Raw genomic sequence first — 21,314 nt, 5'->3', positions numbered from 1 at the left:
GGGAGAGTATGTCGTCGCCTTTCTTTTTAAAAACCCTTCATCATAAGATGAAGGGTTTTTTCGTTTATAATGGGTTGTGTGTTTTTGCCATTTATCTGATCGATAAATTGTTTTTTATACTTGATATTTAATTTATAAACCTGGGATTTATCTTGTGAGGTTTAATATTTATTGATTTTCTTTATTATAGTTTAAGTTTTATTATCAAAAAGATGATCATTAAATAACTGAGCTTGTAAGTAGTATTAAAATAGTTTTTAAATTTATGTAGATATATAATTTAAATATGCAATTATAATTTGCAGCCACATATTATACATTAACTAAAAAAGCTTCTTAAAATAATAAGAAGCTTTTTTGTAATTGATTATTTAACTCAATTTGTTTAAGTTTTAGTTAGTTATTTAAACAATAAGCATATTACTAAATTAGAATTTATTAGTATTCACATCATTTATGAATTGAATAACGCCATTCATGAAAACTTTCTGATCATCCCACATTGCTAAATGACTACCATTTGGACAATATAGAAAGCGGCCTTTTTGAACTAATTTACTTTGTCCTTCCATAGCTTTTGGATCCATAGTATCATATTTAGCTCCAATCATGAGCGTTGGAGTCGTTATTTCTTTTAGGCGATTCTTTATATCCCATTTTGCTAAGCGTCCACTGATACCGAATTCACTGGGGCCTTGCATTAAAGTGTATATTTCTCCATTAACATGTTTGCTTGCGCGATTTAAGCCATCTGGCCATTCTTTTAATCTACATAAATGTTCTTGATAAAAATTTGGAACTAATAATTCCATGTAGCGTGGATTATTGAAATCTTTTTTTGCTTCTAAAGCTCTTATTTCTGCAAGAATTTCGGGTTTCATTTGCTTGGCTAGTACGTCATCTGCATATTTGCCATATTCTGGTGCACTTGCAACCATGTTTGCAACTAAAAGCCCTTTTAAATTTTTCTGATATTTTAATGCATATTCCATAGCGAGGATTCCTCCCCATGAATTTCCTAAAACATAAAAATTATTATTATCGGCACCAATCGCTTTACGTACTTGTTCTACTTCTTCAACAAAACGTTCTGTTGTCCATAAACTACTATCTTTTGGCTGATCGCTGTAATAAGATCCAAGTTGATCATATTCATAGAATTCAAATCCTTCGCGTTGAAAGAAGGTTTCAAAGCATTCCATATATTCATGTGTCATAGCTGGGCCACCATGTAATAGCAATATTTTTATTTTAGGATTACTGCCAAAACGTTTCGTCCATACTTTAAATTCTCCAACAGGAGTTTTAATTGGAATCATTTTTACACCAGCTGATTCTACATTGTTATTATCTTTATAAGTAAAATAACTTTTAAGGTATTCTGATTTGGTTTCATTTTTACAGGAAACAAGGGTAAGAGCAATTAATGCAAAAAGAAGAATTGAACGCATGTTTTTTTAGAATTGAGGTTAAACGATTTTCGTGCAAACTAAAATACAAATTATATTAATACTTTAATAAATGTGTTTTATGTTTAAAAAATGTCTGTAAATTATATTTTTTTAATTTTAATTCCCTTAAAATATTCTGTCACACCCAATACTCTCCAAAAAACGTTACTCGTCGAAATAGTGTTAAACAAAACAACTATTTACTTTAAATTTAGATTTTAATTAGCTATCCAATAAAATATTAATGAAGACTTAATGAAAAATATATTTTTAATACTGAGTTTTTTTTGTTTAATACTACCAATTAATAGTCAGGAGCTAGTAAAATCACCTGAACCATTTGGTCCGCTTCCAACTCAAAAACAATTAGATTGGCAAGAGATGGAATTTTACGCCTTTGTGCATTTCTCATTAAATACATTTACCAATAAGGAGTGGGGTTACGGCGATGAATCACCGGAACTTTTTAATCCTACAAATTTAGATGTTCGTCAATGGGCGCGAGTGGTGAAAGAAGCGGGTATGAAAGGAATTATATTAGTTGCCAAACATCATGACGGATTTTGTTTGTGGCCATCGGCTTATACGGAACGTTCGGTAAAAAATTCTCCTTGGCAAAATGGTAAAGGCGATCTTGTTAAAGAATTAGCAGCAGCTTGCAAAGAATACAATTTGAAATTAGGATTATATCTTTCGCCTTGGGATAGAAATCGCGCAGATTATGGTAAACCTGAGTACGTGACGTATTTTAGAAATCAGCTCAAAGAATTGCTGACGAATTATGGAGATGTTTTCGAAATGTGGTTTGACGGTGCAAACGGAGGTGACGGTTATTATGGAGGAGCGAATGAAACCCGAAAAATCAATACACTGGAATATTACAATTGGGACGAAACCTATAAATTAATTTACAAAATTGCACCAAAGACATTAGTTTGGGGAGTTGGACCTTCAGAAGCGCGTTGGATTGGAAACGAAGAAGGACGAGCCGGAAAAACAAACTGGTCGCTTTTACGTCAAAAAGATGAATTGGCTGGAAAGGTACATTATACAGAATTCATGTCTGGTCATGAAGATGGCGAAAAGTGGGTTCCTGGCGAAGCAGATGTATCTATTAGACCAGGATGGTTTTACCATGCTGTTGAAGATGATAAAGTACGTCCGCTAGATGAAATGGTTGATATTTATTATGAGTCGATTGGTCGAAATGCTACTTTATTACTTAATCTTCCTGTTGATAGGAGAGGTCTGGTTCATGAAAATGACGAAGCAAGACTTAAAGAACTTGTTGCAACTATAAAAGAAGATTTTAAAACCGAATTATTAGCCGGAAGCAAAATCACTACAGATAATACTAGAGGAAACAGCGACGAATTTGCACCCAAAAATGTAGTTGACGGAAACAAAGAGACTTATTGGGCAACAGATGATAATGTAAAAACTGCATCAATTATATTTGAATTTGATAAACCTAAAGCTATTGACCGAATTTTGCTTCAGGAGTATATAAAATTAGGACAACGTGTTAAAACTTTTACAGTTGATGCTAAAGTCGATGGACAATGGAAAAATATTGCTAACGAAACTACAATTGGGTATAAAAGAATTTTAAGAATAGAACGAGTTACGGCTTCGGCACTTAAAATAAATATTACCGATTCTAAAGCGAGTATTGTTATTTCGAATATTCAGGCTTATAATGCGCCAACTTTTGTACGTACTCCGGAAATTCAGCGTGATAAAAACGGAAATGTCACCATAAAATCAGAAGAACAAAATAATGTTTATTACACGGTTGATGGCTCTGCACCGTCTTCCAAAAGTACATTATATAAAGGTATTTTTAAATACAATAAGGCAGTGCAGATTAAAGCAATTGCTATCAATAAAGAGAATATCAGCAGTGCAATAATAACAGCAAAGTATGGCGTTTCTAAAGAAAAATGGAAAATTGTTGCAGTTTCAAGTGGTGATGTAAATTCGGCAAATAGAATTATTGACGGAAATCCAACCACAGATTGGGGTTTTGGAAGCGAAACCAATAAACTTCCACAAGAAGTATCGATTGATATGGGAGCTATTCTTAAAATAAATGGGTTTACGTATTTTCCACAGCAAGTTGGTAACAATCTCAATTTAATTTCCAAATATGAGTTTTACACGAGTTTAGATAATGTAAAATGGACAATACAATCTGAGGGAGAGTTTTCAAACATCAAAAATAATCCAATAGAACAGGTTAAAACATTTGCTGAAACGAAAGCACGTTACCTTCGTTTCGTCGCAAAATCCGCTGAAGGAAAAGGTCAGACGGTTTCTATTGGCGAAATAAATGTGATAGAAAAGTAAAAAATCGAATATTAATTGGTGCCGAATATTTTTAAAGTTTCCAATTATGTCTTTTGCCGAAGTTAACAGGTTATTAGTCGAATTTTTAATTTAATAGTTAGACTAATTCTTAATTTTATAATATAAATTAAAGGAAACGGGTAAATGAATAAGGAAGGCATAAAATTTTAAGGAAGCTGGAAAATTCGAAAAAACGCGTTTTCAAAAGTTCATAATTTTATTTTTTAATCATTAAAAGAAGCTTCTGTTTTAGTTGCCCAGGAAATTTATGGATGATTGCTGGGTCTGGTTATATAGAGGAGCATGGCATGAATGGGAATCTTACCAAATCGAAATGGCGGTTCCAATGAGCCCTGATCAGGTTCTAAAAAACGTCATGCCATTTTCTATCATCAATCTCAAAAAGACGGAGTGATGTTTTAGGGAGATGACAGCAGAGAGTTTTGGGTAAGAGTTGAAGACAGAAACAGATTAACAGCAGAAAAATACATGCTTTGGCTGACTACTCAGCAATTGAAGCATTCAAGAGATATCATTTTTAGTTTTCTAAAAATAAAATACAATAAATTATTTTTTAAATGGTTTATTTTGGTTAGTTACCTGTATGTGAAAATGCGGCCTTATGGTCGCATTTTTTTTGATCACATTTTTTTGTCATTTCGACGTAAGGAGAAATCACACTCGGAAATCGACAAACATTGACGACGATCTGTATGTAGTTTCTAGTGTGATTTCGAGGAACGAGAAATCACAAACTGGAACTTAAACAAAAAAAATCCTTGTCAAAGTTTGAAACTTTGACAAGGATTTTTTAATAAAGTATTCAATCAATCTTTACATCGGAGAATTCAAAATTCTTTGTTTTACGTGATCAATATAAGATCTTCCAATTACATATCTTAGACCTTCAATTTCAATGCTGTTTCCTTCTACGGCATCAATTTTATCGATGGCAATTGTATACGATCGGTGTATTCTTAAAAAATTTCTTTCGGGTAATAAATCTGTAAAATCAGATAATGTACTGTGTATAATATATTTTCCTGTAAGCGTGCTTATTTTTAAGTAATCCTTCAAACTTTCGATAACCAGAATTTCATTAAAAAAGATTTTCTTCATTCTTTTTTTGTCAATCTTAACAAAAATAAACGGGCTTTCCGGATTATTTTCCTGCTGAGTATTGCCACTATTGCTAAGTCTTTTACTAATCTTATTTAGCGTTTTCATCAACCTCGGAAACTCGATTGGTTTTACCAAATAATCTAAAACATCCAATTCATAAGTTTCTATCGCAAACTGACTATAGGCACTTGTAATTATCAATATTGGCGGATTTTCTAAACTCTTAATAAAATTAATACCATCAAGAACAGGCATATTAATATCAAGAAAAACGACATCGACTTTATTATTTTTTAAAAAATTAAGCCCTTCTATCGGATTACTAAAAGTATTTACTACCTCAAAATTTTCAATTGGCTCCAGGTAATTTTTAATTACATTAATTGCCAATGGCTCGTCATCTATGATTAAACAATTTATCTTCATTGGTATAATTTTTAGAAAGAGATAATTTAGTAGGTATAATTGTAAAAAAGGGGTTGATTGTCTCTAAGCTACCTTAATTACAAGCTTTACAACAAAAATATCCTTTTTATTTTTAAATGAAAGCTTATAGTCATTTTTATTATAACCTAATTCAAGTCTTTTTCGGACATTTTCTAAACCTATACCACTAGACTTGTTAAAAAGGTCTTTATGTTTCGTAATTTCCGGCATTGGATTAGTAATAGTGAAATGCAGAAAATCTCCTTTTACCTTAAAATTAATATCAATTACTACTTTTCCGGTGTTTTTGTTTACGCCGTGCTTAAAAGCATTTTCAATAAAAGTCAATAATATAATAGGACTAATTTCTTTATCATGAATATCTCCGGAAATAGACATATTAACTTCTAAACGGCCATCATTTCTAATGCGTTCCAAATCCAGATAATTCTGAATGCAAAGTATTTCTTTCTCTAAAGTTTGTCTTGTACTTTTTGTATCATACAACATATAACGCATCAACTCAGAAAGTTTAAGAACAATTTTTGGCGTTTTATCTGATTTTTCAACAGATAAAGAATAAATATTATTTAACGTATTAAAAAAGAAATGCGGAGAAATTTGAGATTTCAAAAAAAGCAATTCTGTTTCTAATTGCGATTTTTCAAGATCTGTTACTCTTTTTTGCTCCCTCAAAAAATCGAAAGTAATCTTAATAGCGGTTACAAATGTCATTACATAAAGTTCCCCCATCATCATATCTATCGTATAATTCAAGGTCAATTTATCTATAGGTTCAGGACCCTCAGGCCAGACTTGATGTGTTATTAACAAATAGGTAAGATTAAATTTTAAAACCACCATAATAAAGATAGCACATAAAACAGAAATAACATAAGGAAGGTACTTTTTTTTGTACACCAAATTAGGCATTAGTACAAGTATATTCAGATAACACAAAGCCATGTGAATAGGAAACCCCAACAAATTTGTTTTTAAGGAATACCAATAATCATTAAAATAACTTCCCCATCGAAAGGTATTAAAAACAAAATAAGTTAACCAAAATATAATATGATACTGCAATTGAATGCGGTATAATTTGCTTGAATTTAAAATCATGATATATGTTACGTTTTATGACTTTTTTTGATGTTTATCTAAGTTTATGTGTCGTCCGTCTAAATTAATTTTAATAAAAGGTCAATTTATATAAATTTAAAGTTAAATTAAGATTGTTTTATATGAAGAATTTTACCCTGCTGGTTTTATTTATCATTTTGGCTGCAAGTTGCAAAATAAATGTAAATAAAAATAACCATCAAAACACACTTTTTGTTAATCACGTCGATCCTTTTATTGGTACAGGCGGTCATGGGCATACTTATCCGGGCGCAACAGTTCCGTTTGGAATGCTTCAGGTAAGTCCGGACAATGGTATTTCAAGCTGGGATTGGTGTTCAGGGTATCATCATTCAGATTCTATTGTTGCCGGTTTCAGTCATTTGCATTTAAGCGGCACCGGAATTGGAGATTTGGCAGACATCTTATTTATGCCAACCAATAAAAAACTCGATTTAGCAACAAAAACAACTTCACGCGATCAATTACCTTATAAATCAAAATACAGTCATGTTAACGAAAAAGCAACACCGGGCTCTTATGAGGTTTTTCTTGAAGATCCTAAAATCAATGTAGAATTAACCTCATCACAACGCACAGCATTCCATAAATACACATTTTCCAAGAATGATGAACAATCCGTAATAATAGATCTTGGTTTTGCCATTAACTGGGATAAAACCGTAAAAACCGGAATTATGATTGAAGATGAACATACGGTTAGCGGCTATCGCTATAGCACCGGCTGGGCAAAAAATCAGAAAGTATTTTTTGTCGCAAAATTTTCAAAACCAATTTCAGAATCTGTTTTATTGGCTAATAAACAAATTGTTACAGTAAATAAAGCTGATGGAGAAAACACAGCAGCACAATTATTTTTCCAAACGAATAATTCAAACGAATTATATGTAAAAGTCGCCTTATCATCTGTTAGTGTTGCTAATGCCAAAGATAATTTAGATGAAGAAAGTTCGACTTTCGAAAAAACAAAATCAGAAGCAGCCACAATATGGAATACTGCTTTAAGTAAAATTGAAGTTCAAACGCCAATAGACACACTAAAAACTATTTTTTATACCGCATTGTTCCACGCCCAAGTTTCCCCAGTAGCCTATAGTGATAAAAACGGTCAGTTTAGGAAAGAGGATGATCAAATTGTTACAGCAAAAGATTATACCGCCTATTCTACCTTATCACTATGGGATACTTTTAGAGCCGAAAACCCTCTGTTAACTTTATTGGCTCCAGACAAAACTTCAGACATTGTAAACTCAATGTTAGCCTATTACGATACCAAAAAAATATTACCGGTCTGGACTCTATACGCCAATGAAACCAATACAATGACAGGATACCATTCCATTCCGGTAATTGTTGACGCATACCTAAAAGGAATTAAAGGTTTTGATGCTCAAAAAGCATACGAAGCCATGAAAGCAACCATGATGCAGGACGAGCGTGGTTTAAATTTCTACAAAAAATACGGTTATATTCCCTATAATTTATTAGACGAATCTGTTACTATTACTTTAGAATATGCTTATGATGATTGGTGCGTTGCGCAAATGGCAAAAGCATTAGGGAAAAATGAAGATTATCAATTTTTTCTAAACAGATCAAAAGCATATCAGCATTTATTTGATCCGAAAACCGGATTCATGAGAGGAAAATCGGAAGATGGAAAATCCTGGAACGAACCATTTGATCCCAAACATTCAAACCACAGAGAACACACCGATTATACCGAAGGAAATGCATGGCAGCACAGCTGGTTTGTACCTCAAAATGTAGAAGATTTTATTTCGTTGCACGGAAGCAATGAAATTTTTGCCAAACGATTAGAACAATTATTTACCGAAAGTTCAGAAATTACAGGAAGCAATGTTTCTGCAGATATTTCAGGATTAATTGGTCAATACGCGCACGGAAACGAGCCAAGTCACCACATTGCCTATATGTTTAATCACGCCAATCAACCGTGGAGAACGCAATATTGGGTACATCATATTTTAGATACACAATACAATACAACACCAAACGGATTAAGCGGAAACGAAGATTGCGGACAAATGTCGGCGTGGTACGTTTTCAGTTCGATGGGTTTATATCCGATGAATCCGGCTTCAGGAGAATATGAAATCGGAAGTCCAATTTTCGAAAAAGCAAAAATCAATCTTCAAGGCGGAAAATCGTTTGTAATTGAATCAGAAAATGTTTCAGACAAAAACTTTTATATACAGTCAGCAACACTCAACGGGGTTCCATTTAATAAAACAACAATCACACATCAGCAAATATTGCAGGGCGGAATTTTGCATTTTGTAATGGGCGCCGAACCCAATAAAAACTGGGGAATAAAAAACTAAAACCACGTAACTAACTAAAAAACAACTAAAATTAATGGACATTATTGACGTTTCAATCATCGTAGCTTACATTCTGCTCTCGGTAGGAATAGGAATCTGGATTTCAAGAAAAGCATCAAAAGGACTGGATGATTACTTCCTTGGCGGAAAAACAATCAAATGGTATTTTTTAGGTCTAAGCAACGGATCAGGAATGTTTGATGTTTCAGGAACTTCCTGGATGATTGGAGTTTTGTTTTTATATGGCGTAAAAAGTTTCATGTTTATGTGGCTTTGGCCGATATGGAACCAGATTTTTGTAATGATGTTCCTTGCAGTCTGGATCAGAAGATCAAAAGTAATGACAGGTTCTGAATGGATTTTAACCCGTTTTGGAAGCGACAGAGCCGGAAAAGCATCACATATTATTGTGGCCATTTTTGCGATTATTTCTACCATTGGTTTTATTGCGTATTTCTTTGAAGGAATCGGGAAATTTGTAACCATTATTCTTCCTTGGGATTTAACGCTTCATTATGGAGACTTAATTTTACTGACATCAGAACGTTCTTATGCCTTAATAATCATTTTATTAACTACAATTTACACCGTAAAAGGCGGAATGTTTTCTGTAGTTGCCACAGAGGTTGTACAATATTTAATCATGATTATTGCAGGAGTTTTAATTGCTGGTTACGCTTTTATCAATTATACCGACATTCAGATAAATTCAGTTATTACAGAAGAATGGAAAAATGTTTTCTTCGGATGGCAGTTTGAAACGCAGTGGAGTGATAAATTTCAAACCTTCAATCATTTAATAGATTCTGAAGGATATAAAATGTTTGGCGCTTTTATCGGAATGACATTGTTTAAAGGATTTTTCGCCAGTATCGCAGGTCCAACACCAAGTTATGATTTACAAAGAATTCTTTCGACCAAATCAGTAAAAGAAGCTGCATATATGAGTGGATTTACCAACCTGATTTTGTTCATTCCAAGATATCTATTAATTACCGGAATCGTCGTAATTGCTTTGGTAAACATGGCACCGGAATTAAATGCGAATACAGGATTAACAGGAGCCGATTTAGAATTATTAATGCCAAAAGTCGTTAATTTATACATCCCTGTCGGAATAAAAGGAATTTTGCTTGCAGGTTTATTAGCCGCATTTATGTCCGGATTCTCTGCATTTGTAAACGCTGGACCAGCTTATATTGTAAATGATATTTATAAAAAATATTTCAAGCCTGTTGCAACAAATGAGCATTATATTAAAGTAAGTCAAATCTCTTCATTTTTGGTTGTTGGTTTAGGCGTTTTTATGGGATTCTTCGCAGACTCGATTAATTCCTTAACCTTATGGATAACAAGTGCTTTATACGGAGGTTATGTAGCAGCCAATTTCTTAAAATGGATTTGGTGGAGATTTAACGGCTGGGGTTATTTTTGGGGAATGTTTGCAGGACTAGTCGTAGCTTCTTTACAATTTGCTTTAGGTCAGGCAAAAGGGAGTTTATCCGAAGGATCATTTTTATACGATTTAGCACAAGTACAGGCCATTTATTTATTTCCGATAATCTTTGGATTCTCTATTTTGGGTTGTCTTTTAGGAACGTTCTTAAGCAAACCAACCGATATGGAAGTACTAAGATCTTTTTACAAAAACGTAAGACCTTGGGGCTGGTGGAATCCGGTTTACAGAACATTAAAAATTGAAGACCACACTTTCGAAAAAAATAATGATTTCTGGAATGATATGCTCAATTGTGCAATCGGAATTGTATGGCAATCCAGTATGATTTTGCTTCCGATATTTTTCATTATCAGAGATTATCCAAAAGCAATTACAGCATTAGTAGTATTTTTAGTGACGACAACAATTTTAAAATTCACGTGGCTTGATAAAGTTCGTAGAATAGAAGATTAATTAAGATATAGCAGTTACAGTTTGTCATTACTTGGAATGACAAAATTGAGCGTAGTAGCAAGAATAATATTTTAAACACATAGAAACATAGATTTAAATGTTTAAAATAGAATACAATAAGAAACTAGTTTCTCACGCATAGCTATGTGTGTTAATGCAAGTGAAACGCCTTTTATGCGTTTTCAAAAACTATGTTTCTATGTGTTTAAATAAAACACAAAGCTTTAGACAAAAACAACAAACAAAAAACGAAAGAGATAATGAGTACAATTCCTTGGCAAGACAGACCCGAAAACAGCAACGACGTAATGTGGAGATATTCTGAAAATCCAATTATTGACAGATATGCTATACCAACATCAAACAGTATTTTTAATAGTGCTGTAGTTCCTTTTGGAGACGGATTTGCAGGTGTTTTCAGATGTGATAACAAAGCGGTTCAAATGAATATTTTTGCCGGATTTAGTAAAAACGGAATCGATTGGGACATTAACCATGAACCAATCGTAATGCAATCCGGAAATACAGAAATGATCGAATCAGCTTATAAATACGATCCTCGCGTTGTTTTTATCGAAGATCGCTACTGGATTACCTGGTGTAACGGTTACAACGGACCAACAATTGGTATTGGATATACTTTCGACTTTAAAGAATTTTTTCAATGTGAAAATGCTTTTTTGCCTTTCAACAGAAATGGAGTTTTATTTCCACAAAAAATAAACGGAAAATACGCGATGTTAAGCCGTCCGAGTGATAACGGACACACACCTTTTGGAGATATATGGATCAGTTACAGCCCGGATATGAAATATTGGGGAGAACACCGTTTGGTAATGAAACCATCTCCTTTTGAACAAAGCGCATGGCAATGTACCAAAGTAGGAGCAGGACCAATCCCGATTCTTACCGAAGAAGGCTGGTTGATGATCTACCACGGCGTTATCAATACCTGCAATGGTTTTCGCTATGCAATGGGTTCAGCACTTTTAGATGTTGATTCTCCTGATAAAGTAAAATACAGAACACAGCCGTATTTATTAGGGCCGGCAGAAATTTATGAAATGGTAGGAGACGTACCAAATGTAGTTTTCCCATGCGCCGCTTTGCATAATACAGAAGAAGATAAACTGGCCGTATACTATGGTGCAGCAGATACCGCTGTAGCAATAGCATTTGGTAAATTAAGTGAGGTAATTCAGTTTACAAAAGATAATAGTTTATAGAAATAAAAAGCATGCGTTTAAAATTAGTAAAGTTAACAGTGGTTTTAGGATTTCTTTCGATTAGTGCATATTCACAATCGAAAAAAACAATTATACCCAAAACTTATGTAGCTGCAAAAACAACAAATCAAATCGTAATTGATGGCGACGAATCTGACGCTGCGTGGATCAAAACAGATTGGACCGATCTTTTTGAAGATATAGAGAATAACGTAAAACCAAAATATGGAACTAAAGTTAAAATGCTCTGGGATGAAACCAATTTTTATATAATAGCAAAGCTTGATGAGCCAAATGTTTGGGCAAATTTAAAACAACGAGACACCATTATTTTTTACAACAACGATTTTGAAGTTTTTATAGATCCCGATAGCGACACTTTTAACTATTATGAATTAGAAATTAATGCTTTAAATACCGCCTGGGATCTGTTTCTGTCAAAACCATATAGAGAAAATGATAATGTTGTATTAAACGACTGGAATATTCCAGGCCTGAAATCAGCGGTAAAAATCAAAGGAACGCTTAATAACCCAAACGATACTGATGAAGGTTGGGTATTAGAAATGGCAATTCCCTGGGCATCTTATAGAACATCTTATAATGAAAAAAATGTACCCGCAGATAAATTCTGGAGAGTTAATTTTTCAAGAGTAAACTGGCAACACAGCTTAAATAATGGTAATTACGAACGCAAAAAAGATGCTGAAGGTAAGTTTTTGCCAGAATACAACTGGGTTTGGTCACCAATGGGAGTCATCAATATGCATGAACCGGAAAAATGGGGATATGTTTATTTTTCTTCCAAAGATGGAATAGAAAACTTTACAATTCCGCAGGACGAAAAAGTAAAATGGGAGTTGTACAATTTATACAGAGCTCAAAAAGAATATTATCAGAAAAATAAAACCTGGGCAAAAACGTTAGCCAGTCTTACTAAAGAAACCATTAGTGTCGACGGCAAAATTTTAAAACCAGTAATTGAAAATCATGCAACAGGATATAATATTTCGGTAAAAAGTCCTTTTTCTAATCAAACCTATATTATCAGGCAGGATGGCAAAATAATAGCAAACTAAACCACTATGAAACTACCAAAACTATTACTTTTTTTATTGGCATTTAGTATTTTTTCTTGTGCTAAAAAAGAAGAACAAACCACTTTTAAATTTGGAGTCTGGACAACCGCAGACGCCAAAAAATCAGACGCAGACTATTCAAAAGAATTCAAAAAATATAAGGATGGCGGAATCGATGAAGTATTAATCAATACAACAACAGATCCAAAACTCTTAAAAAGAATAGTGCCTTTAGCCACAAAAGAAGGTTTAAAAGTACACGCTTGGATTATGGCGATGAACAGACCCGGAGATTCACTTGCGTTAAAGCATCCGGATTGGTATATGGTCAGCAAAGAAGGAAAATCATGTTTTGATAACCGCCCTTATGTCGATTATTACCAATGGTTATGCCCAACCAGAAAAGAATCCAGAGAACACGTTTTAAATTTAGTTGAAGAACTGGCAAAAGTAGACGGGATCGAAAGTGTTCACTTAGATTATATTCGTTTCCCGGACATCTTTTTACCAATCAGTTTATTGCCAAAATACAACCTGGTTCAGGATGTAGAATTACCTCAGTTTGATTTTTGTTATTGCGATGAATGTATCAAAGCATTTGAAAGAATTCACCATAAAAATCCAAAAGAAAGCCACAATACTTCTATTGATACGGAATGGAAAAATTTCAGATTAAATGCGATACAGGCCATTGTAAATGATGCTTATAAAATTGCCCATAAACACAATAAAAAATTAACTGCAGCAGTATTTCCTTATCCGGAAATGGCAGATCATATGGTACGCCAGCGTTGGGATAAATGGAATATAGACGAAGTTTATCCAATGATTTACCATAGTTTTTATAACGAAGAAATTGACTGGGTTGGTTACGCTACAAAACAAGGAGTTGCCGATTTAGAAGATAAAAAAACAAAAATTAATACAGGAATTTACATTCCGGGATTAAAATCTGATAAAGAACTAAAAGAAGCAATTCTTCTCGCCAAAGAAAATGGAGCCGTAGGAGTTTCTTTCTTTGACGGAAACGCATTGACAGAGAGTAATTTGAAAATGATCAAAGAAACAAAAGCAATTTTACAATAGCAGATCGTTTTTAAACAGATAGAAACATAGGTTAAAATGTGTAAGAAACAATATAAAAACAATACATAAAGAATCAAGTTTCCACACATAAATATGTATATTAATGCAAGTGAAACGCCTTTTATACAGTTTCAAAAGCTATGTTTCTATGTGTTGAAAATCAAGATAAAGATAAAAATAAGCAAAATGTCAAACAGAAGAAATTTTATAAAAAAAGCAACTTTAGGCACATTAGCCGCAACTTCTGTTTTGGGTTTTAGCGGATTTGCAAAAAATCACGAAGATGAAAATGAAGGCCAATTAAAATTTTCTTCAAAAAAAACAAAAAAGCCAATTGTAATTTCGACATGGAATCATGGTTTACCTGCCAATCAGGAGACCTGGAAACAAATAAAAGCCGGAAAATCAGCCCTAGATGCGCTCGAAGCCGGTCTCAAAATTCCTGAAGCAGATCCGAATGTCCGCAGTGTTGGTTATGGAGGATATCCGGATCGCGAAGGAAAAGTAACTTTGGATGCCTGTATTATGGATCATAATAGTAATTGTGGATCCGTTTGTTTTCTACAAGGTATAATGCATCCAATTTCTGTAGCAAAAAGAGTATTGCAAAATACGCCCCATGTAATGTTAGCCGGACAAGGTGCATTGCAATTTGCATTGTCAGAAGGATTTAAAGAAGAAAATTTACTAACTCCGGAATCTGAAAAAGACTGGAAAAAATGGTTGGAAGATTCTAAATACAAGCCCGTAATCAATATAGAAAATCACGATACTATAAGCATGCTAATGTTAGATCAAGATGGAAATCTTGCCGGAGGCTGTACGACAAGTGGCGCCGCCTGGAAAATGCACGGACGTGTTGGTGACTCCCCAATAATCGGCGCTGGTCTTTTTCTGGATAATGAAGTTGGCGCCGCTGCAGCAACCGGTTTAGGTGAAGCCGTTATTAGAACCGCAGGAAGCGCCATGGTTGTAGAATTAATGCGTCAGGGAAAATCACCGTTTGATGCCTGTAAAGAAATTACAGAACGCATTTACAACAAACACAAAAACCACAAAGACATGGAATATCTGCAAGTTGGTTTTATCGCCTTAAATAAAAACGGAGAATATGCAGGTTACAGTTTAAGATCAGGTTTTAATTACGCTGTTTCAGATGATGAAAAAGGGCACAGAATGGAAGATGCAAAATTTAAAATGTCCTGGGATAAATAAAGCATTTTTTGTCATTTCAACGGAGGAGAAATCACACTCGTAATTCGACAAAGATTGACCTCATTTTTGTCATTTCGAGCAATGAGACATCACATGAAACCCGGCAAAGACTAACACAAAATAAACGCAATATTGTCATTTCGACGGAGGAGAAATCTCCGCAAGTAACTCTACAGAGATTGGAGACGTTCGGAACGGAATTTCTAGTGTGATTTCTCCTCCGTCGAAATGACAAACTAAAACTAATATTTTAAACACATAGAAACATAGATTTTTTCTCTCACAAGATTAAAATAAAGACACTAATTTTACATTGCTCTGTAAATTTATAAAAGTGAAATATCTTTTTTTTTTAACTTTAAAATCTATGTTCTATGTGTTAAAACAAAACACCAGGCAGAGAATAAAAAAACAAAAATGAAAAAAACAATATCCATATTAACATTACTAATTGCTTCAATAGTAGCCGTTAATGCGCAGGAAAAAGTTCCGTTTTGGCAAAATGAAAAAATCAATGAAGATAATAGAGAGCCCATGCATGCTGCTTATTATGTTTTTGAAAATGAAGCATTGGCCGCTAAAAATGAATGGAGAGAATCTAAAAACTATTTGGATATAAACGGACCTTGGAAATTTAAATACGTAGATAGTCCGAATGATTTGCCAAAAGATTTTGAAAAAAGCACTTTTAACGATTCAGCCTGGGATAATTTTAAAATTCCGGCAAGCTGGGATGTAAACGGTTACGGATATCCGGTTTATGTAAATACAACCTACGATTTTGATTATTTAATGGCGCCAAATCCCCCGTTTGTGCCAACAAAATACAATCCGACAGGCGTTTACAGAAAAGAAATTACAATTGATAAATCATGGGAAGGAAAAGATATTTTTCTTCACGTAGGAACGGCAAAATCAAATCTTACGGTTTGGGTAAACGGTGTTTACGTGGGTTATGGCGAAGACGGAAAATTACCTTCAGAATTCAATTTAAACAAATTCGTAAAAACCGGAAAAAACACCATCACATTGCAAGTAATGAAGTGGAACGACGGTTCGTATTTAGAATGTCAGGATATGTGGAGAATGAGCGGAATTACACGTGATTCTTATCTGGTTGCCAGAAACAAAGCACATTTAAAAGATTATGAAATTATTCCGGATCTTGATGCTTCTTACGTAAACGGAACTTTAAAAATCACCACTCAATTCTCTTATTTAAATAAAAACGACAACTATACTTTAGACGTTCAGCTAAAAGAGGGCGACAAGATTATTACCTCAAAAAATATTTCTGCTTTAAACGAAAAACAAACGTTTGATTTTGTCGTAGATAATCCTAAAAAATGGAGCGCGGAGATTCCGAATTTATATCAAATCACATTTCTTCTAAAAGATAAAAAAGGAAACGTTATTGAAGTTATCAATCAAAATGTTGGATTCAGAAAAGTAGAAATCAAAGGCGGACAACTTTTAGTAAACGGAAAAGCCGTTTATATAAAAGGAGTAAACCGTCATGAAGTTGATCCGCTAACAGGACAAACAATTTCAAGAGAACGAATGGAACAAGATATTAAATTGATGAAAGAATTTAATCTCAATGCGGTAAGAATGTCGCATTATCCAAACGATGAATATTTTTACGAATTATGCGATAAATACGGAATTTATGTAGTTGATGAAGCCAATATCGAATCGCACGGAATGGGTTACGATATTACCAAAACGCTGGGTAATAAACCAGACTGGGAATTGGCGCACATTCAGCGTATGCAGCGTATGATCGAAAGAGATAAAAATCATACTTCTATTATTATCTGGAGTATGGGTAACGAAGCAGGAAACGGTTATAACTTTTACAGAGGTTATTTATGGATTAAAAACCGCGATAAATCAAGACCAATACAGTACGAAAGAGCAACTGCGGGCGCTTGGGACGGAAAAGATTTAAAATTTGAATGGGATTCTGATATTATCGACCCAATGTACAGTTCTCCAAATAAAATGGAAGAATATATTCTCGCAAATCCAAATCCGTCAAGACCTTACATTCAGTGCGAATACGCGCATGCAATGGGGAATTCAATGGGGAATTTTAAAGATTATTGGGATGTATACAGAAAACATCCAAACTTTCAGGGAGGTTTTATTTGGGACATGATCGATCAGTCGGTTTATAAAATACTGCCAGACGGAACTCGTATTTTGGCTTATGGCGGAGATTTTGGTCCAAAAGATGTAAAAAGCGACAACAACTTTGTAAACAACGGCGTATTTACGGTAGACAGAAAACCGAACCCACACGCGCTTGAAATGCGAAATGTACTGCAAAATATTTTAACTTCCTGGGAAAATCAGGCAACAGCTACGATCAAAGTGTACAATGAATTTTCGTTTAAAGATTTAAGCAATGTTAGTTTACACTGGAAATTAGTTTTAGACGGAAAAGACGATGCAATGGGAACGATTGATAATTTAGACATCAAATCAAATGAATTTAAAACGTTTCAACTACCTGTTAATGTAGAAGAAAAACAATTTCAGGAAGCTTTTATAGTCGTAACCTATCACATCAAACAAGATGAACCATTTTTACCAAAAGGTTTTCAAATCGCAACAGAACAATTGGCGTATAAAGGAACCTGGAAAAATGATATAAAAATTCAGGGAGCATCAAAAATTACGGTTGAAAAAAACATAAATAATACAGTATTCAAAAGTGATAAAGCAACAATAACATTTGATAAAAAAACAGGATTTATTAGTGGTTACAGCTTTAATAATCTGCCAATTATAAAAGAAGGCTATCAATTGCGTCCCAATTTTTGGAGAGCACCAAACGACAACGATTTTGGAGCCAATCTTCAGATAACCTTAAAAGCCTGGAAAGAGGCTACAGAAAATCCAACGCTTGTAAGCTGGAACTATTCTGCTACAAAAGACAATAAAATTCTGGTAAAAGCAACGTATAATTTAACTTCCGTATCTTCGACTTTAGAACTCAATTATGAGATAAACAGTAACGGAGAATTAGCCGTAAAAGAGCAATTAAATATAGATAAAACAAAAGAACAACCTGTTTTGCCAAGATTTGGTATGGAAATTATTGTTCCTAAAGATTTTAGCAATATGAGTTATTACGGAAGAGGCCCACACGAAAATTACATCGACAGAAATTACAGTTCGCAAGTTGGTATTTACAACCAAACCGTTTCAGAGCAATATTATCCGTACATCCGTCCGCAGGAAACCGGAAATAAAACCGATGTTCGCTGGTTAGAATTATCAAATAATAAATTGAAAATAACAGTTACTTCTGATGATTTATTGGCCGTAACAGCATTACATTATTTAACCGAAGATTTAGACGACGGTTTGAAAAAAGACCAACGACACGCCGCAGAATTGAAAGAAAGAGATTTAACAAGTTTAAAAATTGATTACAAACAAATGGGCGTTGGCGGAATCGACAGCTGGCAGGCATGGCCAATGGAAAAATATTTGTTAAGAGGCAAAACCTATCAGTATCAATTTAAAATAACACCATCAATAAAATAATTCATTATGAGGATATTAAAAGCATTCCTTGTCGTAATCTTATTCACTGTTTTTAATTCTGGATATAGCCAAAAAATATATACAGAAAAGGACATTCAGATTATTCCAAAACCAACACAATTGTTGATTCAGCCCGGAATATTTGAATTTTCTAAAAGCACCAAATTTGTTGCAACAACAGAGTTTCAAAAAGAAATAGCGACGGCTTTAATAAACAAATTTGAAAAAGCTGCCGGATGGCGTCCTGAAATTTCAGCAGCGAATCCGCAAAGCAATTTTATTCAGTTTAAAACAGATCAAACGCTCAATAAAGAAGCCTACAAATTAGAAGTAAACGCAAAAAGCATTACAATAACCGCCAAAGGAAATGCCGGTTTTATTTACGGATTAGAAAGCGTTCGTCAATTATTACCAACTGCGATTGAAAGCCAAAGTGTGATATCATCAGCAAAATGGCTAATTCCAAATGTGGTTATTACAGATGAACCTCGTTTTCAATGGAGAGGATTGATGCTGGATTTATCACGTCATTTCTTCGATAAAAACTACGTGCTTCAGACAATAGATCGTTTGGCAATGCTTAAAATGAACGTTTTGCATTTGCATTTGGTTGATGATCAGGGCTGGAGAATGGAAATTAAAAAATATCCAAAATTAACCGAAGTAGGAGCGTGGAGAGTTGATCAGGAAAATGTTGCGTGGAATGCACGATTGACCACAAATCCTGATGAAAAAGGAACTTACGGAGGATTTTTAACTCAGGAAGAATTAAAAGAAATTGTAAAATACGCCGCAAACAAAAACATCGAAATTATTCCGGAAATTGAAATGCCGGCGCACGTAAGTTCAGCCATTGCATCGTATCCTGAACTGGCTTGTTTCAATCAGAGAATCGGAGTTCCGTCAGGCGGATTATGGCCCATTACAGATATTTATTGTGCAGGAAAAGAATCTACTTTTGAATTTTTGCAAAATGTAATTGATGAGGTTGTTCAAGTTTTTCCTTCAAAATACATTCATATTGGCGGCGATGAAGCAACCAAAACCAATTGGGATAAATGTCCGAATTGTCAAAAAAGAATGAAAGATAACGGATTGAAAAATGCCCATGAATTGCAAAGTTATTTTGTAAAAAGAATGGAGAAATATATTCTTTCTAAAGGGAAAAAAATCATTGGCTGGGATGAAATATTAGAAGGCGGTTTGGCTCCCGAAGCAACAGTAATGAGCTGGAGAGGAACAAAAGGCGGAACTGATGCAGCAGCACAAGGGCACGATGTTATTATGACACCGGAATCGCACTGCTATTTTAATTTTTATCAGGGACCACAAAACGAAGAACCAATTGCTTTTGATGGTTACACGCCATTAAGTAAAGTATACGAATTTGATCCTGTTGTAGAAACAATGACACCGGAACAGGCAAAACATGTTTTAGGCGGACAAGCGAATTTATGGGCAGAGCATCTTCCAAACACGAAAGAATCAGAGTATATGATTTTTCCAAGATTAGCTGCTTTAGCTGAGGTTTTATGGAGTCCGAAAGAAAAACGCAATTGGAATGATTTTACCACAAGATTGCCTTCTTTGCTGCAGCGTTACGATTATTTAGGCATTAATTATGCAAAAAGTGCTTATTTGGTTACGGCTTCATCAAGTGCAAATATGGGGCAAAAGCAAATCAATGTCATGCTGAAAAATGAATTTCCAAACCCGGATATTCGCTATGTTTTGGGCGATAAAAGTTTGGCAGGAAATGCAATAAAATACACAACTCCAATTGAGTTTAAAGAATCTACAATTCTAAAAGCATCCTTATTTCAGAATGAAAAGCTCGTAGGTAAAATTTTTACAGATACGATTATTTTTCATAAAGCATTTGCACACAAAGTGTTGTATTTAACGCCTTTCAATCAAAACTATAAAGGAGACGGACCTTTTGGAATGGTAAATACCATTAGAGGCTCTAAAAATTTCCATGACGGACAATGGCAAGCTTGGCTAGTAAATGATATGGAAGTGCTTATCGATTTTGGAAAAGAAGAAAGTTTAGAACAAGTTACCATCGGAACTTTAGAAAGTCAGGGTTCAGGCGTTTATTTCCCTACACAAATCAAAGTATTGGTTTCGAGCGATGGTTTAAAATATAAAGAAGTTGGAAAATTGGCGCGTCCGTATGCTGTGAATGTAAGTTCAGAGTTGAAAGATTTCAAAATTAAATTTGAAAAACGCAATGCAAGATTTGTAAAAGTAATTGCATCTAATTTAAAGAAAAGCCCAAAAGGTGAGGATTCTTGGCTTTTTGTAGATGAAATTTTAGTGAATTAAAAACCAATTTGGCGTAATTGTTTAACGACAAAGTAACCCCAATTTTGTCATCCCGAGGAACGAGGGATCTCCGC

Annotated in this window: 12 protein-coding genes and 1 pseudogene; 10 read left to right on the top strand and 3 right to left on the bottom strand. The window is 34.1% G+C overall.

Annotation, left to right across the window (positions count from 1 at the left end; translation table 11 throughout):
* Positions 1-428 precede the first annotated feature (428 nt).
* On the bottom strand, positions 429-1,451 hold the full coding sequence (locus EV143_RS20210) for a proline-specific peptidase family protein (protein ID WP_133509742.1): 1,023 nt from the start codon (positions 1,449-1,451) through the stop codon (positions 429-431).
* 255 nt (positions 1,452-1,706) lie between these two features.
* Here EV143_RS20210 and EV143_RS20205 point away from each other — a divergent pair, with 255 nt between their 5' ends.
* On the top strand, positions 1,707-3,800 hold the full coding sequence (locus tag EV143_RS20205) for an alpha-L-fucosidase (RefSeq protein WP_133509741.1): 2,094 nt from the start codon (positions 1,707-1,709) through the stop codon (positions 3,798-3,800).
* Positions 3,801-4,059: 259 nt separating this feature from the next.
* A pseudogene (locus tag EV143_RS21865) lies at positions 4,060-4,342 on the top strand (glucosamine-6-phosphate deaminase); the annotation flags it as partial.
* A gap of 292 nt (positions 4,343-4,634) precedes the next feature.
* On the opposite strand, the gene EV143_RS20195 reads toward EV143_RS21865, so the two are convergent.
* Together EV143_RS20195 and EV143_RS20190 are read right to left on the bottom strand one after the other, a co-directional pair.
* Positions 4,635-5,348 carry a LytR/AlgR family response regulator transcription factor gene (locus EV143_RS20195; RefSeq protein WP_133509740.1) on the bottom strand — a complete coding sequence of 238 codons (714 nt, stop codon included), beginning with the start codon at positions 5,346-5,348 and terminating at the stop codon, positions 4,635-4,637.
* Positions 5,349-5,411: 63 nt separating this feature from the next.
* Complete coding sequence (locus EV143_RS20190) at positions 5,412-6,470, bottom strand: sensor histidine kinase (RefSeq protein WP_133509739.1); 1,059 nt, start codon at positions 6,468-6,470, stop codon at positions 5,412-5,414.
* A gap of 122 nt (positions 6,471-6,592) precedes the next feature.
* On the opposite strand from EV143_RS20190, the gene EV143_RS20185 reads away from it, so the two are divergent.
* From EV143_RS20185 to EV143_RS20150, 8 genes are all read left to right on the top strand, one after another.
* Positions 6,593-8,836 carry a GH92 family glycosyl hydrolase gene (locus tag EV143_RS20185; RefSeq protein WP_133509738.1) on the top strand — a complete coding sequence of 748 codons (2,244 nt, stop codon included), beginning with the start codon at positions 6,593-6,595 and terminating at the stop codon, positions 8,834-8,836.
* A gap of 34 nt (positions 8,837-8,870) precedes the next feature.
* Complete coding sequence (locus EV143_RS20180; RefSeq protein WP_133509737.1) at positions 8,871-10,748, top strand: sodium:solute symporter family protein; 1,878 nt, start codon at positions 8,871-8,873, stop codon at positions 10,746-10,748.
* Between the two features lie 260 nt (positions 10,749-11,008).
* Complete coding sequence (locus EV143_RS20175; RefSeq protein ID WP_133509736.1) at positions 11,009-11,974, top strand: glycoside hydrolase family 130 protein; 966 nt, start codon at positions 11,009-11,011, stop codon at positions 11,972-11,974.
* Positions 11,975-11,985: 11 nt separating this feature from the next.
* The gene (locus EV143_RS20170) at positions 11,986-13,053 is read left to right on the top strand and encodes a carbohydrate-binding family 9-like protein (RefSeq protein ID WP_133509735.1); all 1,068 of its coding nucleotides are present in this window, start codon (positions 11,986-11,988) and stop codon (positions 13,051-13,053) included.
* 6 nt (positions 13,054-13,059) lie between these two features.
* A complete protein-coding gene (locus EV143_RS20165) occupies positions 13,060-14,139 on the top strand; it encodes a putative glycoside hydrolase (RefSeq protein WP_133509734.1) in 1,080 nt (359 codons plus the stop codon).
* A gap of 186 nt (positions 14,140-14,325) precedes the next feature.
* Complete coding sequence (locus tag EV143_RS20160) at positions 14,326-15,354, top strand: isoaspartyl peptidase/L-asparaginase family protein (RefSeq protein WP_133509733.1); 1,029 nt, start codon at positions 14,326-14,328, stop codon at positions 15,352-15,354.
* 417 nt (positions 15,355-15,771) lie between these two features.
* On the top strand, positions 15,772-18,912 hold the full coding sequence (gene lacZ / locus EV143_RS20155; RefSeq protein ID WP_133509732.1) for a beta-galactosidase, LacZ type: 3,141 nt from the start codon (positions 15,772-15,774) through the stop codon (positions 18,910-18,912).
* A gap of 6 nt (positions 18,913-18,918) precedes the next feature.
* Positions 18,919-21,240 carry a beta-N-acetylhexosaminidase gene (locus EV143_RS20150; RefSeq protein WP_133509731.1) on the top strand — a complete coding sequence of 774 codons (2,322 nt, stop codon included), beginning with the start codon at positions 18,919-18,921 and terminating at the stop codon, positions 21,238-21,240.
* Positions 21,241-21,314 lie beyond the last annotated feature (74 nt).

The sequence above is a fragment of the Flavobacterium chryseum genome (genome assembly GCF_004362015.1).
GTDB lineage: Bacteria > Bacteroidota > Bacteroidia > Flavobacteriales > Flavobacteriaceae > Flavobacterium.
The sequence above is the reverse complement of the archived record's forward strand: the minus strand, read 5'-3'. Positions and strand labels throughout refer to the sequence as shown.

Coding starts and splice junctions, on each gene's coding strand:
- EV143_RS20210 (WP_133509742.1), bottom strand. CDS start 1,451: ATGCGTTCAATTCTTCTTTTTGCATTAATTGCTCTTACCCTTGTTTCC.
- EV143_RS20205 (WP_133509741.1), top strand. CDS start 1,707: ATGAAAAATATATTTTTAATACTGAGTTTTTTTTGTTTAATACTACCA.
- EV143_RS20195 (WP_133509740.1), bottom strand. CDS start 5,348: ATGAAGATAAATTGTTTAATCATAGATGACGAGCCATTGGCAATTAAT.
- EV143_RS20190 (WP_133509739.1), bottom strand. CDS start 6,470: ATGATTTTAAATTCAAGCAAATTATACCGCATTCAATTGCAGTATCAT.
- EV143_RS20185 (WP_133509738.1), top strand. CDS start 6,593: ATGAAGAATTTTACCCTGCTGGTTTTATTTATCATTTTGGCTGCAAGT.
- EV143_RS20180 (WP_133509737.1), top strand. CDS start 8,871: ATGGACATTATTGACGTTTCAATCATCGTAGCTTACATTCTGCTCTCG.
- EV143_RS20175 (WP_133509736.1), top strand. CDS start 11,009: ATGAGTACAATTCCTTGGCAAGACAGACCCGAAAACAGCAACGACGTA.
- EV143_RS20170 (WP_133509735.1), top strand. CDS start 11,986: ATGCGTTTAAAATTAGTAAAGTTAACAGTGGTTTTAGGATTTCTTTCG.
- EV143_RS20165 (WP_133509734.1), top strand. CDS start 13,060: ATGAAACTACCAAAACTATTACTTTTTTTATTGGCATTTAGTATTTTT.
- EV143_RS20160 (WP_133509733.1), top strand. CDS start 14,326: ATGTCAAACAGAAGAAATTTTATAAAAAAAGCAACTTTAGGCACATTA.
- lacZ (WP_133509732.1), top strand. CDS start 15,772: ATGAAAAAAACAATATCCATATTAACATTACTAATTGCTTCAATAGTA.
- EV143_RS20150 (WP_133509731.1), top strand. CDS start 18,919: ATGAGGATATTAAAAGCATTCCTTGTCGTAATCTTATTCACTGTTTTT.